This is a genomic window from Streptomyces sp. NPDC058457 (genome assembly GCF_042720695.1).
Taxonomy (GTDB): domain Bacteria; phylum Actinomycetota; class Actinomycetes; order Streptomycetales; family Streptomycetaceae; genus Streptomyces.
This window is the reverse complement of sequence record NZ_JBHXLU010000109.1, coordinates 23,971-39,362: the sequence shown is the minus strand read 5'-3', so window position 1 is coordinate 39,362 and position 15,392 is coordinate 23,971. Positions and strand designations below refer to the sequence as shown.

The window sequence follows — 15,392 nt, the reverse complement described above, 5'->3', positions numbered from 1 at the left end:
CCACAATCACAGCCCCCCTCCCCACCATGACACCCACAAGCCACAAGGCCCCAACCAACACCTCACCACCAACATCAAAACCGGAACAGCCCCCCAGCACCCCGCCCGCGGCCCGGCAATGACAAGGCCCCGGGGCCGGACCCCGCTCGCCGAGCACCTTGCCGCCCGCCCACCGCTGTCGCCCTTGCCCGCGGAGCGGCCACCGGCCGGGTCCGGTCGGATGCCCGGGCAAGGCGGTCATGATCGAGACGCTGCCCGTGCGGCCCCGATGTCCGGGGAGCCGTCCGCTGCCGCACGCCGCAGGAGGTCGCGTTCAAGGTCGTCCAGGGCCTGGCGGGCCGCGGTGATGCGGGTGAACAGCAGGCGACGGACTTCGAGCCCGGGGGCCGGGTACGGCGGCTCTTCCGTCGCCTCCTCCTGCTCCATCTGCCGGGCCTCGTCGAGGGACGTGATGACGACACCGATGAGGACGTTGACGAGGACGAAGGAGGCGATCAGGACGTAGGAGGCGTAGTAGACGAGGCTCCAGCGGGAGACCTCCAGGCCGGCGTGGACCGCGTCGCCCCGGGGGCGGTCGGCGTGCGCGCCCAGGCGCAGCAGGATCTCGACGGTGAACACGGCCAGGCAGCCGTGCTCGGCCAGCCGTAACCAGCGGTGCCACTCCTCGACCACCGCGGAGTAGCTCTCCAGACCCAGCAGCGCCGCGTTGAGGAGAATGACGGCGCCGTCGTGGTCCTCGGCATCGAGGGGCGGCCGGAGCCGACGCGTTCGGCGGGCCAGATGGCCCGGATCCTCAAGAGCGAGGCCAAGGTGCTCAAGGAACGGGACTCGTCGGGTGCGGGTGCGGGAGCCTCGCTCTTGCTGCGGCAGGTGACGGCGCCGGTGTCCTTCTCCGGCCGGAGCGCATTCGTGGCGCGCTGGTAGGCCCGACTGGTCGTCGAGTCGACCGGCGCCCTCAAGTCGGTCCGGCCGATCGGGTCGGCCTGGGCGGCGGGCCTCGGGCGTTCAGCTCTGTTGCAATCCCTCCGCCGCCTCCGGGCGCAGAGGCGGCTGGGCTCGGCTTGGTCGACGAGCCCGCGTCGGTGCTCGGCACGAGCGCGCGGGCCGCCTCCCCCCAGTGGAGACGGCCCGCCATCCTGCGACGGCGTGGCTGCTTCGCCCGTCGTCTTACCTCACCAAGGCGCCGGGGCCGGTGGCGGGGTCACCGGGGGCCGGTCTTCGCAGGTGATGGTGTTCGGCAGTTCCCAGGACGCCAGCCAGGGGCCGGTCGTGCCGCCGCCGTCGTTGCCGCCGAGGTCGTTCACCGTGAACTCGGAGCCGGACGCGGGGAAGTTGAAGGAGCCGCAGTTGTTGATGCCGACCGCGCCGACGTTGCGGGCGTCCACGTTCTCGAAGGACGCCGATCCGGCGGAGCGGGCGCTGAGCACGGAGGTGCCGGTGCCGTCCACGCGGATGTCCTTGAAACGGACGCCTCGGATCGCGTACTTGTCCTTCACCGGGAAGTCGGAGACCAGCATGACGGCGTTGTAGGTGTTGTCGAGGAAGTGGTCGCCGGTGACCTGGATGTCGGCGTCTATGTCCTGTTCCAGGGCGTAGAACCAGATGGCTCCCAGGCCGATCTTCCAGTTGAGCTCGAACGGCCCTGAGCGCACTGTGGTGTTGTCCGAGATCGTCAGGTGTCCGGTGAACGGCTGCGCGCCGAACCGGGAGCCGACCTGGATGGCGCTGCCCTCTCTGATCGGGTCGGCTATGAGGTTGCCGGTGACCGTGTTGTCGGTGCCGCCGTACAGGGCGATGCCGTTGGCGAGGACCGGGGTCTGCACGGTGTTGTGGGCGAAGACGTTGCGCGCGTCGCCCGTCTTCTCCGACCACATGGCCAGACCGTCGTCGCCGGTGTTGCGGACGAAGGTGTCGGAGACGCTCGAATCAGTGACGCCGGTGTGGAAGTTGAGTCCGTCGGCGATCTGGTCGGCGATCTGGGTGCGGGTGACACGCAGTCGGGTCATCGGGCCGTCGAACCACATGCCGACCTTGGTGTGGTGGAGGTAGAGGCCGTCGACCGTCGAGTCGCTGAGCGCCCCGCCGAGGGCGTTGACCTGGTCGGTGTCGATGCGTTCGCGTACGTCGCCCTCGACGGCGAAGCCCGACAGGTGGACGTCGTGGCTGCCGCCGTGCGCGGCGTCCTTGCCGTAGAAGCCCACCCCGGTGTGGACCGAGCCGTCGGGGGCGGGGGTGCCGAGGGTGACCTGGTGGCCCTTGACGATCGTGTACCAGCTGCCGGCCCCGACGATCGTCACGTCGTCCACGATGATGTGGCGGTTCACCTGGTACGTGCCCGGCGGCAGGTACACCTTGAGGTGCCGCTTCTCGGCGTAGGCGATGGCCCGGTCGAAGGCGTCTCCCGCGTCACGGCGGCCGGTGGGGTCGGCTCCGAAGGCGATGACGTTCGCGGCGTGCGTCTCGACGTGGGGCGCGCCGACGAGTTGTGTGTCGAGCAGGTCGATGACGGTCCAGGCGGCCGTGGTGTTCCTGGGCGCGGTGAGGCGGACCGTGTCACCGGCCGCGTACCGCTTGCCGAGCAGCAGTCTCTGCTCGTCGTAGAAGTGGCTCGGCCTGAACGGCTTGTCGATGGTGGGCGCCGGGGTGGTGGCGGCGGGAACGCAACCGCATTCGGTGATCCACCAGTCGGGGTGCAGCAGGTCGCCCTGGGGGTCGTTGCTGAACGGGTACTGGTTGTAGAGCCAGGAGTACTGGGAGGTGAGGGTCATCGTGGTGCGGTGCCGGCCGTCCACGGAGACATCGAGGGGTGCGGTGATGCCGCCGCCTCCGGGAGCGTCGGGGATGCTGTACCGCACGGTGAGAGCGTTGGCCGCGCGCGGCAGGGTGAACTCGACGTACTGGCCCGGCTTCAGGCGCACCGCCGTGCGGCCGGATGCCTCCGAGGGCAGCGTGTAGGCGGTGCGGTCCGGGCCGATGACGGTGCCGTCCGTCGCCGCGTTCTCCGCCTCCTGTTCGTCGAAGTCCACCGCGGCGCCCCGCCCCGCGACAAGGGCGGGGTCGAGCCCGGCCCGGGTCACCGCCGGGAAGCCCTCACGGCCACCGTGCCACGACGACGCCGGGGCCGGAGCGCCGAGGCCGAGGACGAGTCCGGCGGTGACCGCGGTCAGCGCCACCAGGGTCCGAGCCGGTCTTCGCGCACGGCCTCTCAGCCGCGCCGCAGCCAGGTCGTTGGTGTACCGCGCCATCGGATTCTCGTTTCTCTGGGAGCGGAGGTCACCGAGGGCAGCTCGGTGCGCGACAGCACGACGGGAACGGGCCGTGCCGCTGCGTACCGGGACATTAGGGCGCGACAGGACGGCCGGACAAGACGGCGGACACTTCTTTCCATTCATCGGTACGGATTCTGCAAGTGATTGTCGATTACTTGCGCATGGATCTCATTCCACGGGAAGCCGCGCTCACGCTTCGGAGCTGGGCCGGAGGAAGGCGGAGACTGACCGATGCGGCGGTGGCAGGACTGCTCGCGGCGCTGCCGGCCATCCACGTCCACCGGTCGCCGGTCAGCGTTCCTCCGCCCGTCGGCAACAGAAGCAGCAGGCGGTCTCGAACCGTTGCTCATCGGTCTGTGACCTGCGATGATCCAATCTCGATTCGTGTTCACCGGGGGGAGTCCGAAGCGTGGGGCCTTTGAGACCGGGCAGTCACAACACCCTGTCCCCTCGGAGCCTGAAACGACCGCGTATCACGCTCCTGGGGGCACTGGGCATCACCGCCGTCTTCGTTACGGGGTGCGGAAGTTCCAGCGACGACGGACTGCCGGTGCGGCTGGTCAACGAGTCGGCCTGGGGTGCTCGCGTGCTCGGCTGTCCGTCATGCGGAGAGCGCGGTGTCACGGTCGAGGGCGACTCCGACCGAACGTCGGACGAGGGCGGCGGTACCTACTTCGGGTGGACCGAAGAACGCGCATGGCCTGTGACGTACAGGGTGGTCGTCCGGGGAGTGGAGTCGGTCTGCCCCGTCTTCGACCCCGAGCCCGGCAAAGCAGCCGGCGAAATCGGCACCCGAGACATCATCTACGTAGTGGACAAGACCGGGACGTGTGTCGCAGGCCCGGCGAGCATGGACGACATCTGACGTCAGACGTCTGACGTCGGGATGCGCGGAGGGCGACCGCGTCTCGAGGTACGACACGAAATCGTCCGCACGCGGCCTCGCGACGGCGAACTGCCGCGCGGACATCCGCCCGGCGCCCATCGACGCCCGTCAGCGCCCGGGCGACGCCTTCGGCGGAGGCCGACGCCGACGGCGCCTGCGGACACGAAGGGCGTGCGCCCCTGTCCGCCAGCGGTCGGTCCGGGCGCCGCGGTGGTGCATTCCTGGGGTGCGGGCGCAGGTGACCAGTGGGATTCTGTACTTCCTGGAAGCCAAGGAGGGCGACAGGGCGGCCCTAGGCACCGGCAGTTGCCCGAGGTGGTTGAAGTGATGGGCATCATGGGAACAGGACGTCCACGACGAGGGCCCCTCACGCCGCTGGCCGCCGTCGTCGACGGCGTCGTCGCCGGTGTCGCGGGGACGGTATGCATGGATGCCACGCGCTATCTGCGATATCGCCGCGCAGGAGGCACCGAGAGTCCGAAGGAATGGGAGTTCGCGCCGGTCGAGGGCTGGGAAGAGGCCCCGGATCCGGGCAAGGTGGCGAAGCGGCTCCTGGAGGGGTTCACCCAGCGCGAGGTCCCTGACCGGTGGGCATGGCTCATAAGCACCGCGATGCACTGGTCCTACGGCTCCGCCTGGGGTGCGTTGTACGGGATCGCTGCCGGATCGGTCCCGCGCCCGAACCCGTTGTTCGGCATTCCCTTCGGCGCGGCTGTGTGGGCCAGTGCGTATCTGGTCCTCCCGCAGTCCGGGCTCTACAAGCCGATCTGGAAATACAGCCCGAGGACATTGGCTGACGACCTGAGCACCCATCTCGTGTTCGGTCTGGGAGCCGGGACCTGCTTCTGGCTCACCAGCAGACACTGCTGACGTGGCGCTCTGCGAGAGTCCCGGCGCGCCGCTCTCGGCCGCCACCGCCGAGTGGTCGTCACCCACTCCCTGGTGCAGCGGGCGCTGACGGGAGCGCTGCCGGGTGCCGGCACGGCGGTCCCGCCCCCGCGCAAGCAGCGGCCGGGCGGGGCGCCCGTCGCACAGGCGCTGCTCGTGGCGGTGGTGCGCGGCGCGCTCTCGTACGACCGTGGTCCGCGCCGGCGCCTGATACCGCTGCTGCCCCGGCTGCCGCTGGTGGTGGGCCTGAGACTGTTCCCCCGGTCCGGCGGCAGCGACGAACTCACCCTCGCCCTGCGGCTGTCGGGGGTGACCGCGGCCGACCGTGCGGCGTTCCTGCTGCGCACGATGCACGGCCTGTCCGACGAGGCCGTGCGCGGGGTCCTGACGGCGGCCGGGGCGCGGCACCCCGACGCCGCCCTGCGCACGGCGGACACGCTCGGCGAGAGCGCCGGACCGTCGGCCGCCCGGCTGCTGGCATCGCCGGAGTTGAACGCCTGCGCGCTCCAGGCGAGCCCCACCGTTCTGCTGCGGCGCAGGCGCCGGGTACGGCTGGGCCTGGCCGCCGGGAACGGTGCTGGCCGCGACCCTGTCCGGCGGCCCGGAGCCCTCCGACGGCACGCCGACGTCCGCGGCGCGGGCCGCCTACGGCCCGGCGGACCTGCTGCCGAGCAGGACCTGCCCGACGGCGGCGGGCAGGCCGTGTGGACCTGCGCTCGCGCCGACTCGCGGTGACGGCTCTGCGCGTGAGCCGGTGACGTCTCCGCCGCGCGGGACGGCTGTACCTTGGCCCTGCCCGCGCCCGGGCGCCCCCACGTCGCGGTACGAGCGCGGCTCGCGAACGGAGAGAACCTGGACGGCTTGGACCGGCCCGACTGACGCCGTCTCGGCATCGCGGCGATCCGGGCGGTAGCCGACGAGGTCGCGCGTGCGCGGGGATCTGGTACGTGTGTCGATGTGTGAGCAGCGGGTTCGCCTCCCGCGCGTAAGGCACGTACGGCATGGCTGTGGGGCGCCGGCGATTCCGTACCCTGGCGGCATGCGCATGCGCCCCACCCTGAGCTGGACCCCTGCCGCGGATCTGCCGCCTGGCACCACCGATCTGGAACCGGTCGTCGATGCGCTGAGCACCGGCGGTGTGCTGGTGCTCAGCGGCGCGGGAATCTCCACCGAGTCAGGCATCCCGGACTACCGGGGCAAGGGCGGGAGCCTGAGCCGGCACACCCCGATGACCTACCAGGACTTCACCGGCAGCGCTCACGCGCGGCGCCGCTACTGGGCGCGCAGCCACCTCGGCCGGCGCACCTTCGGCCGCGCCGTCCCCAACGCCGGGCACCGGGCCGTGGCTGCTTACGCGCGGCACGCCCATGTCTCGGCTGTGATCACCCAGAACGTCGACGGACTGCACCAGGCCGCCGGCAGTGAGGGCGTCGTGGAACTCCACGGCAGCCTCGACCGGGTCGTCTGCCTCTCCTGCGGCGTCTTCAGCCCGCGCAGCGAACTCGCCCGGCGGCTGGAGGCCGAGAACCCGGGCTTCGACCCGGTGGCCGCGGGGATCAACCCGGACGGTGACGCCGACCTCACCGACACACAGGTCGGGGATTTCCGCGTCGTGCCCTGCGCGCGCTGCGGCGGCGTCCTCAAACCGGACGTGGTGTTCTTCGGCGAGGCGGTTCCGCCGCAACGCGTCGAGCACTGCCGGCGCCTGGTCCGTGAAGCGTCCTCACTGCTGGTCCTGGGCTCCTCGCTGACGGTGATGTCCGGGCTCCGGTTCGTCCGCCAGGCGCACCAGGAGGGGAAGCCGGTGCTGATCGTCAACCAGGACCCGACCCGGGGCGACCCGCTCGCCCTCACCCGGGTCGCGCTCCCCCTCGGGTCGGCCCTGACCACCGTGGCCCACCGGTTGGGCATTCCGGTCGGCGGCGGGTCTGCGGACTGAGCGGCGCCCACCCGGTGAGCGGTCACAGCCGTTTCACCTGGAAGCGCAGCCGCAGGAAGGGGCGGTGTCCGGACGCACCGGCCGCGGGCCCTGGTCGTCCTCATGTCCGGCAGTGGTGGAAAGCGGCGTATGCGAACAGAATTGTGATCCGTGGGACCGTCTTCTCACAGCCACGCGCCGCGACGCCGGTGTCCCGCCGGCGGAGGGTGGAAGACATGCGGCACTACGATCTCGTCGTCCTGGGGGCAGGCAGCGGCAACATGCTGCTGTCCGAGGAGTTCGATCGTCTGCGGATCGCCATCGTCGAGCCGGACCGTTTCGGCGGCACGTGTCTGAACCGGGGGTGCATCCCGAGCAAGATGTTCGTCGTCGCCGCGGACGCCGCCGAGGGAGCGCGGGAGGCGCGGCGTCTCGGTGTCCACGCGAGCGTCTCGCACGTCGACTGGAAGTCCGTCCGGGACCGCGTGTTCGACCGCATCGATCCGCTGCACGAGAGTGCGGTGGAATACCGCAGAAGCCAGGGCGTCGACGTGTTCACCGAGGCGGCCCGCTTCGTGGCCCCGAAGGTTCTGGAGGTCGGGGCGGAGCGGATCACCGCCGAGACGTTCGTCGTCGCGGTCGGGTCGCGGCCGGTGGTGCCGGACATCCCGGGGCTCGACACCGTGCCCTTCCACACGTCGGACACGATCATGCGGATCGACGACCTGCCCGCCTCCATGCTGGTGCTCGGCGGCGGCTTCATCGCGGCCGAGTTCGGCCACGTGTTCGCTTCGTTCGGTGTGGACATCACGATCGTCCAGCGCGGGCCACGCCTGCTCATGGCGGAGGACGAGCAGGTGTCGCAGCGCTTCACCGAACTCGCCGCACAGCGGCACCGTGTGCTGCTCGGTTCCGAGGTCACCTCCGTCGGGCCGAAGGGGGACGGCGTGGCGGCACGGGTGGCCAGTCCGGACGGTGAGCATGCCGTCGAGGCCGACATGCTGCTGCTGGCCGTCGGCCGCAGGCCCAACACCGACCGGCTGCGGGCCGTCGACGGCGGGCTGGAGCTGGACGGACACGGCCACATCGTCACCGACGACGCCTACCGCACGTCCGTGCAGGGGGTGTGGGCACTCGGCGACGCGGTGAACCACTTCCAGCTCAAGCACGTGGCGAACGCCGAGTCGCGGGTGGTGCGGCACAACATCCTCCATCCGCAGGCGTTGCGGACGCTGCCGAACACGGCGGCGCCGCACGCGGTGTTCACCCACCCGCAGATCGCCGCTGTCGGCCTCACGGAACAGGAGGCGCGGCGGCGCGGCATCGACTTCCTGGTGAGCGTCCGCGACTACGCCCGGACCGCCTACGGATGGGCCCTGGAGGACACCACCAGTTTCGTCAAACTCCTCGCGAGCCCCGCCGATCGCATGCTCCTGGGCGCGCACATCATCGGGCCCCAGGCCGCAACGCTCATCCAGCCCCTGATCCAGGCCATGTCCCTGGGACTGACGGTGGACCGGATCGCGCACGACGTCATGTACATCCACCCGGCTCTGACGGAGGCCGTCGAACAGGCGCTGCTGGAGCTGTAGTCAGGCCGGAGCCGTGATGGCGGTGACGATCAGGCGGTGACGTCGAGGACGACGCGGAATCGTGCCTTGCCGGAGAGCATCCGCTCGTAGGCGTCCATGGCCCGCTCGAAAGGCATCGTCTCGATGGAGGGGCGGATGCCGTGGGCCAGGGTGAAGGCGAGGTTGTCCTCGTTCTCGATCGACGAGCCGGTCAGGCTGCCGACGATGCTCCGGGTGCCGAAGATCAGGTCGGCGGTGGCCACCGACAGCGGGTCGGGCGCGGCACCCACGACGACGAGCTTCCCGCCGGGCGCCAGGCCGCGCACCAGCGGGCTCATGGACGCGCCGCTCGACGCCGTGGCGACGACGAGCGAGGCGCCGCCCAGGCCGGCCAGCGCCGCGCCGGGGTCCGTCTCCGAGCTGTCGATGTACTCGTGAGCGCCCAGTTCACGGGCGAGCGGCTCCTTGTCCTTGCCGCGGGCTACGGCGGCGACCCGGTAACCGAGGCTGCGCGCGTACTGGAGGGCGAGGTGTCCCAGCCCGCCGATGCCCTGCACGGCCACCAGGCTGCCCGCCCTGACGGAGTCCTGCTGAAGCGCGGAGAAGGTGGTCAGTCCGGCACACAGCAGAGGGGCGGCCTCGGCCGCGGACATGCCCTCGGGGATACGGACCAGTCCGCTGGCGCGCGCGTAGGTCACCTCGGCGTAGCCGCCGTCGACGTTCGTGCCGGTCTGCCCCTGGTCGAGGCAGTTGACGAAGTCGCCCCGGCGGCACGGCTCGCACTCCCCGCAGTGCCCGTTCAGGAAGCCGACGCCGACGCGGTCGCCGGGGTGCCAGGTGGTGACGCCCGGCCCCACGGCGTCGATGACGCCGACGATCTCGTGGCCGGGCACGATCGGACTCGACGGGTCGGCGCGCAGGCCCTCCACGGCAAGGACGTCGGAGTGGCAGACGCCGCAGGTCTCCACCCGGAGGCGGACGTGTCCGGGCGCCGGGTCGGCCAGCTCCCGCTCGACCAGCCGCAGGTTGTGGACTCCGGTGGCCTCGAAGGCTCGGTAGGTGGTGGACATGGGGGCTCCTTGGTACCGCCCGCCGGGCGTGGGCCAACGGGGTTCGGTGTGACGGCGTGGAATCAATATGACCGGTCGTCTTGGATGGCGTCAAGCCTGGTCGGCAAGGGTGCGCGGGCTCGCGTTCCAGCCTTGACAGCGGCCAAGACGACCGGACATATTGAGGGCGAGGTGATCCGAATGGCACGTGCGTCGAAGCGCGAGGAGATCGCGCAGGCGGCACTGGAGCAGTTCCGCACCCGGGGCTTCAACGCCACCGGCATAAGCGACATCACCTCGGCCGCCGGCGCTCCGAAGGGTTCTTTCTACAACCACTTCCGCAGCAAGGAGGACAGCGCCCTGGAGGCGCTCGACCGCTATGCCGTCGGCCTGCGCTTCGACATGCTCGACGCGGCCGGGCGCCCCCCGCTGGAACGCCTCCGGGCACACTTCGAGTTCATGGGCTCGGACACGGTGGACAGCGGCTTCGTCCGCGGCTGCCTGGTCGGCAATTTCGGCGCCGAGGTGGCCGACCACTCCGAGGAGATCCGCTCGGCCGTCCAGCGCGGCTTCCGGCAGTGGGCCTCGCGCATCGAGCGCGTACTCGCCGAAGCCCAGGAATCGGGCGAAGTCAGCACCTCGCTCGACGTGTCGGCGACCGCGCTCTTCGTCCTCAGCGCCTGGGAGGGCGCCCTGATCGCGGCCCGCGCCGACAAGTCCTCCGCACCCATCGACGCGTTCTTCCACATGGTGTTCGACGTCGTGCTGCGCTGAGCCTGCCCGCCACCGTCACGGCCGCGCTTCGGAGGTCGACAGGGTCGTCCGCCACCCGGCCGAGACGGGGGCACCAGAACTGGGTCGTCAACGCCGACGGCTCGATGTGCAACCCGGCCGGCGGCCGCCGCATCGACTCGCCCTCGGGCGCCACGGCGAACGGCACATGGCTGCAGATCCCTCACCTGCCCGCCCGGTCCTGGGCGGCGCTGACCGACGCCACCGGACTACTTCGGGCGGACTCCGTCCAGCAGGTTGTCCACGAGTCCGACGATGAAGTCGTCGGTGACGGGTTCGTCGGGGATGAGCAGTCGGTGGTAGACGGCACCCCAGAGCTGGTCGACGAGAATCTGCACGTCGATGTCGGCGCGGATCTGGCCGAGTTCCTGGGCTCGATGGAGACGTTCTCCCGCCAGCCGGCGCCGCTGCGACGAGTAGAGCCTCCGGTAGGCGGTGGCCAGGTCCTGGTCCGTCTGCGACTCGCCGATGAGCTCGGCCAGGATGCGACCTCCCGGGGTCTGGGTCATGACCTGGGCGAAGGCGCGCAGCTGGGCGAGCAGGTCGGCGCGGATGTCCCCGGTGTCGGGGAAGGCGAGCGTGTCCTCGACGGCGTGGAAGTAGCCGTCGAGGGAGAGCGCGCCTCTGGAGGGCCACCATTTGTAGAGGGTGGTCTTGCTGACGCCCGATGCCCGGGCGACGCGTTCGAAGGTGAGGTCGGCGATGCCTTCGCCGAGCAGCAACTCCCCGACGGTGCGCAGGACGTCCGCCCGGACCTCGTCCGCGGGCCGGCGCCCGCGTCCGCGACCGCCGCCCTCCCCGGCGGGAGGTCGGTTCGAATCGTTCGCCATGTGTGCTCCTGCTCGGTTGCCGCGGGGCGGATCGGTTTGTGTGTCAGGTCAGGCGCGGTGTCACGGAGCGATCCGCAGGCTCGCGATGAGTCCGTCGCGCAGGACGAAGGTCATGGGGCCGGTGCCGTTGTAGCCGTTGCCGGTCACGGTCAGGGTCGCGACATAGGTGTCGGACGACGCGCCGGGCTCGATCGCGTCCAGCGTGAGACGCGCCTGTACGCCGATGTTGTCGGTCCGGTCCCAGGCGCGCACACTGTCGCGGCCGTGGTACTCGCGGCCCCAGTCGTCGAGCTCGGCGTCATGGGTGAACGCGGCGGCGAACGCCTCGGCGTCGCCGCGGTTGGTCGCCTCGACGAAGGTCTGGATGGCTGCGGGGATTTCGATGACGCTCATGGTAAATGTCTCCACCGTGAGTGGCCGCGGGAGGCGCGGTCTCAGGCCCTCTTGCGCGTCCGCCTGAGGCCCTCTTGCGCGTCCCGGGCCAGGGATTTCAGCTCTGGACGGTGAGCAGGTCGGCAAGGCCGATGCGGGTGAGGAAGCCACGGCGGATACGGTCGGCGGTCGCGGAGACCTCCTCGGATCCGTCGTCGGCAGGGTCGACGTGCACACGGTAGGGGCGCTTTCCGGCGGGCATGGCGACGATGCGGGCGATCTCCTCGGAGACCAGCGACGCGGGCGCGTCCTCGGGAGCGAGGGCGGCGAGCTTTGTCGCCACCTGCTCCATCAGGCCGGGGTACCGGCTCTCGTACTCGGCCTCGACGGTGGTGTCGTCGGGGTGGCCGGAGTGAGCGAAGTGGTTGGTGCCGCTGGTGAACGAGCCGGGGACGACGATCGAGGTCTCCACGCCCCAGCGGGCGAGTTCGCCGGCGTAGGACACCGCGAGGGAGTCCATGGCGGCCTTGGCCGCGAAGTAGGGGGCGAGGTAGGGCGGGGTGCCGCCTTTGACGCTGGTGCTGGACACCCAGAGCACCAGTCCTCGCCGACGTCGGCGCATGCCGGGCAGCACGGCGCGGTTGACGCGCTGGGTGGACAGGACGTTCACGTTGTAGAGCTCGGCGAGCTGGTCGGGGGTGAAGGCTTCGGCCGGCCCGGTCACCATGTGCCCGGCGTTGTGGATCAGCACGTCGACGCGGCCGTGCTCGGCTTCGATCTGTGCCACGGCGGTGTCGACCGAGAGCTGGGAGTTCACGTCGAGCTCGATGGACCGCAGGTCGACGTGGTGCTCGTCGGCGTACTGGGCGGCGGCCTGGACCTGGGGCGCGTTGCGGCCGGTGGTCTGGCGCATGCCGGCGTAGACGGTGTGGCCGGCGTCCGTCAGCGCACGGGCGGTGAGTGCTCCGAAACCGCTGGAGGCGCCGGTGATGACGACGACGTTGCCGGTGGTGGACATGGACGTGGTTCCTTTCGGCGATGACAGTGCAGGGGCGGGGTGGTGCGTGTACGGCGAGGGGGTCAGGCGAGTCCGCCGTTGGCGTAGAGGACCTGTCCGTTGACCCAGCGCGCGGGACCGGCCAGGAACGAGACGACCTCGGCGATGTCCTCGGGTCCGCCGAGCCGCTCCAGCGGGGTCGCCTTGGCGAAGTTCGCGATGGTGGCGTCGTCCTTGCCGTCCAGGAACAGCGGTGTGGCGGTGGGGCCGGGCGCGACGGCGTTGACGGTGATGTCCCGGCCGCGCAGCTCACGGGCCAGGATGAGGGTCAGGCCCTCGACCGCGGCCTTGCTGGCGACGTAGGCGCCGTAGCCCGGCAGCTGGGTGCGGACCACCGAGGTCGAGACGTTGACGATCGCGCCACCGGGGCGGACCCTGCGTGCCGCCTGCTGGGAGACGACGAAGGTGCCGCGGATGTTCGTACGGTGCATCCGGTCCAGGTCGGCGAGGTCCAGCGCCGCGATCGGGGACAGGATCATGATCCCGGCGGTGTTCACGACCACGTCGATGCCGCCGAAGGCCGACTCGACCGCGTCGAAGGCCGCGCTCATCGCACTCTCGTCGGCGACGTCGCCGCCCACGGCCAGGGCCCTGCCGCCGGCGGCGGTGATCGCGGCCACGGTGTCCTCGGCCCTGGCCTTGTTTCCCGCGTACTGCACGGCGACCGCGAAACCGTCCTCGGCGAGCCGTTCGGCCGCGACGCGGCCGATGCCGCCCGAGCCTCCGGTCACCAGTGCGACACGGTCGGTGGTGGGGGTGCTCATGAGGGTCTCCTTCTCAGGTGCTTCGATATGAACGACACGTTCATATAACCATGAAATGAACGTGTCGTCCATATCCGAGGGTGAGCCTCGTGCCGGATGTCGTACAGGCTTTTCCACCAGGTGTCCGCCGCTTCACGCAGGGGTCTTGGTGTCGGTCTGGGATGGCCGGGCGGTGCGGGTATGACGGGTGGCGCCGCACAGGTCCAGTCGTACGTCAGGAGAGGCATGTCTGTCGGAGCCGGGACGTTCGGGTATGTGGTACGGGGTGCGCGCCGCAGGGCGGGACGGGGGTTCGTGCTGGGGACCGTACTGGCCCTGGTCGCGTTCGTTCCGCCGGCCGGCGCGAGCACGAGGACCGGGCGCGCCGCCGCGGATGCCGTCGCGTGGACCACTCGGTACGTGGCGCCCGGAGTGGAGGTCCGTACCGGGGTGCTCAGTGACCCGCGGGGCGCCGGTGCGTGGACCGTCACCGTCCAGGCCCCGGCCGTCAACCGCCTCACGGGTGCCGCCACCTGGGCCCCGCTGGGTGACCGCGGGTGGGCCGACACCACCGCCGGGCAGTTGCGGGCCGCCGGGTTCGCGCCGCGCGTCGAGCGGGTGACCTGGGACCAGTACGCCGACACGCCGCACGGCACGATGGGCTGGCAGGTCAGAGCCGGCGGGTACGCCACGCAGGCCGAGGCGGGGACGCTGGGCTCGGCGATGTCGGCCGCCGGTTTCCGTACCTCCGTCGAGTGGACGGGCTACGACGGACGCCGGCCAGCCGACGCGGAACGCGTCCACGTCGCCGTCGTCGATCCGGCCCGGCTGCGCGGCACGATCGAGGTGAGTGACGGCGGGGACGCCGCCGACCGCGAGAAGACCTCGACGGTGGCCGCCCGTCTGGGCTCCCTGGTCGGCGTCAACGGCGGCTTCTTCGTCACGTCCGACGCGGACGGCGTCCAGGGCACCTCGGCCGGGCTGTCCGTGGTGCGCGGCGAGTTGCAGTCCATGGCGGCCGGTTCCCGTGCCGCGCTGGTCCTCGCCGACGGCGGACGGCACGTCCGGGTCGCGGACCTGTCCACCACTGTGACCGTCCGCTCCGGCTCGGCCGTCCACGCGGTGCAGGGCATCAACCGGGTCCCGGGCAAGGTGCGCGACTGCGGCCGCCCCGGGGCCGTACCCACCGAACTCCCCCGGCAGGACGTCACCTGCTCGCTCGCGGACGACCTGGTGAGGTTCACCTCCGAGTTCGGGGCGCCCCTGCCGACCGGCACCGGTTTCCAGGTGGTCCTCGACCGGCACGGTGTCGTCGTCTCCCAGGGCGACCGCGGCGGCTCCGTGCCCGCCGGCGGCTCGGTCCTCCAGGGCACCGGGACCGCAGCCGCCTGGCTCGCCGAACACGCCGCGACGGGCCGCCGGCTGGAGCTGCGGGAGACGGTCCGGGACGCCTCGGGCAGGCAGGTCCGGCTCGGCCCCGACGACAGCGTCGTCAGCGCGGCCCCGACCCTGGTCGAGGACGGCCGGGTCCACATCGACGCCGCCGCCGAGGGCACACTCGACCCGCGCGACCTCTCCTTCGGGTTCGCCTGGTCCAACGTGCGCCAGCCGCGCACCCTGGCCGGCATCGACGGTCGCGGGCGGCTGCTCCTCGTGACCGTCGACGGCCGGCAGCCCGGTGTGAGCGAGGGCTTCACGCTCGCCGAGGCCGCCCGGTTCATGCGCTCATTCGGCGCGGTACAGGCCCTCAACCTGGACGGCGGCGGCTCCACCGCCATGGCCGTCGACGGCAGCCTCGTCAACACCACGTCCGACGCCACCGGCGAGCGTGCCGTCGGCGACACGGTCCAGGTCCTGCCGCGCGCCGGACAGGACTGACCACCCGCGCGCGGCACCGTCGAGGCGCCGCCTCCCCTCTCCGCCGCCCCGCTCCCCGCCGGGTGGCGGAGGCAGGGGCGGGTGTTGATCGCAGGGCTCGTCATTCGCGTCCGCTGTCATGGTGTCGCGGCCGTCGTCC

The 15,392-nt window shown here is 71.3% G+C and carries 15 protein-coding genes; 8 read left to right on the top strand and 7 right to left on the bottom strand.

Going from position 1 to position 15,392, the window contains the following annotated elements:
- Window positions 1-237: 237 nt before the first annotated feature.
- Window positions 238-717 (bottom strand): hypothetical protein, encoded by a 480-nt coding sequence (locus tag ACFWPS_RS46935; protein WP_383718520.1) that lies wholly within the window; start codon window positions 715-717, stop codon window positions 238-240.
- Here ACFWPS_RS46935 and ACFWPS_RS46930 point away from each other — a divergent pair.
- Window positions 655-924: a hypothetical protein gene (locus tag ACFWPS_RS46930; RefSeq protein WP_383718514.1), complete on the top strand. Its 270-nt coding sequence runs from the start codon at window positions 655-657 to the stop codon at window positions 922-924. The genes ACFWPS_RS46935 and ACFWPS_RS46930 overlap by 63 nt on opposite strands.
- A 248-nt stretch (window positions 925-1,172) precedes the next feature.
- On the opposite strand, the gene ACFWPS_RS46925 is transcribed toward ACFWPS_RS46930, so the two are convergent.
- Window positions 1,173-3,245, bottom strand: coding sequence for a glycosyl hydrolase family 28-related protein (locus ACFWPS_RS46925; protein ID WP_383718512.1), 2,073 nt, complete (start codon window positions 3,243-3,245; stop codon window positions 1,173-1,175).
- A gap of 574 nt (window positions 3,246-3,819) precedes the next feature.
- Here ACFWPS_RS46925 and ACFWPS_RS46920 point away from each other — a divergent pair.
- From ACFWPS_RS46920 to ACFWPS_RS46900, 5 genes are all read left to right on the top strand, one after another.
- The gene (locus tag ACFWPS_RS46920) at window positions 3,820-4,134 is read left to right on the top strand and encodes a hypothetical protein (protein WP_383718509.1); all 315 of its coding nucleotides are present in this window, start codon (window positions 3,820-3,822) and stop codon (window positions 4,132-4,134) included.
- A gap of 327 nt (window positions 4,135-4,461) precedes the next feature.
- Entirely contained in the window at window positions 4,462-5,025 is a 564-nt protein-coding gene (locus ACFWPS_RS46915) for a hypothetical protein (RefSeq protein WP_383718506.1), read from the top strand.
- 51 nt (window positions 5,026-5,076) lie between these two features.
- The gene (locus ACFWPS_RS46910; RefSeq protein ID WP_383718504.1) at window positions 5,077-5,778 is read left to right on the top strand and encodes a hypothetical protein; all 702 of its coding nucleotides are present in this window, start codon (window positions 5,077-5,079) and stop codon (window positions 5,776-5,778) included.
- Between the two features lie 304 nt (window positions 5,779-6,082).
- On the top strand, window positions 6,083-6,982 hold the full coding sequence (locus tag ACFWPS_RS46905; RefSeq protein ID WP_383718501.1) for an NAD-dependent protein deacetylase: 900 nt from the start codon (window positions 6,083-6,085) through the stop codon (window positions 6,980-6,982).
- A gap of 215 nt (window positions 6,983-7,197) precedes the next feature.
- Window positions 7,198-8,553 (top strand): mycothione reductase, encoded by a 1,356-nt coding sequence (locus ACFWPS_RS46900; RefSeq protein ID WP_383718498.1) that lies wholly within the window; start codon window positions 7,198-7,200, stop codon window positions 8,551-8,553.
- A gap of 29 nt (window positions 8,554-8,582) precedes the next feature.
- On the opposite strand, the gene ACFWPS_RS46895 is transcribed toward ACFWPS_RS46900, so the two are convergent.
- The gene (locus tag ACFWPS_RS46895) at window positions 8,583-9,602 is read right to left on the bottom strand and encodes an alcohol dehydrogenase catalytic domain-containing protein (RefSeq protein ID WP_383718495.1); all 1,020 of its coding nucleotides are present in this window, start codon (window positions 9,600-9,602) and stop codon (window positions 8,583-8,585) included.
- Between the two features lie 180 nt (window positions 9,603-9,782).
- Between ACFWPS_RS46895 and ACFWPS_RS46890 the strand changes: the two genes are divergently transcribed.
- Window positions 9,783-10,355, top strand: a complete 573-nt coding sequence (locus ACFWPS_RS46890) for a TetR family transcriptional regulator C-terminal domain-containing protein (protein ID WP_383718492.1) — start codon at window positions 9,783-9,785, stop codon at window positions 10,353-10,355.
- 227 nt (window positions 10,356-10,582) lie between these two features.
- Here the strand turns inward: ACFWPS_RS46890 and ACFWPS_RS46885 are convergent, their stop codons facing one another.
- From ACFWPS_RS46885 to ACFWPS_RS46870, 4 genes are all read right to left on the bottom strand, one after another.
- The gene (locus ACFWPS_RS46885; protein ID WP_383718490.1) at window positions 10,583-11,203 is read right to left on the bottom strand and encodes a TetR/AcrR family transcriptional regulator C-terminal ligand-binding domain-containing protein; all 621 of its coding nucleotides are present in this window, start codon (window positions 11,201-11,203) and stop codon (window positions 10,583-10,585) included.
- Window positions 11,204-11,263: 60 nt separating this feature from the next.
- Window positions 11,264-11,596 carry a nuclear transport factor 2 family protein gene (locus tag ACFWPS_RS46880; RefSeq protein ID WP_383718488.1) on the bottom strand — a complete coding sequence of 111 codons (333 nt, stop codon included), beginning with the start codon at window positions 11,594-11,596 and terminating at the stop codon, window positions 11,264-11,266.
- A gap of 97 nt (window positions 11,597-11,693) precedes the next feature.
- Window positions 11,694-12,593, bottom strand: a complete 900-nt coding sequence (locus ACFWPS_RS46875; protein ID WP_383718486.1) for an SDR family oxidoreductase — start codon at window positions 12,591-12,593, stop codon at window positions 11,694-11,696.
- A 62-nt stretch (window positions 12,594-12,655) separates the two neighbouring features.
- Entirely contained in the window at window positions 12,656-13,396 is a 741-nt protein-coding gene (locus tag ACFWPS_RS46870; RefSeq protein ID WP_383718483.1) for an SDR family oxidoreductase, read from the bottom strand.
- Between the two features lie 225 nt (window positions 13,397-13,621).
- Between ACFWPS_RS46870 and ACFWPS_RS46865 the strand changes: the two genes are divergently transcribed.
- Window positions 13,622-15,253, top strand: coding sequence for a phosphodiester glycosidase family protein (locus ACFWPS_RS46865; protein ID WP_383718481.1), 1,632 nt, complete (start codon window positions 13,622-13,624; stop codon window positions 15,251-15,253).
- Window positions 15,254-15,392: the final 139 nt, after the last annotated feature.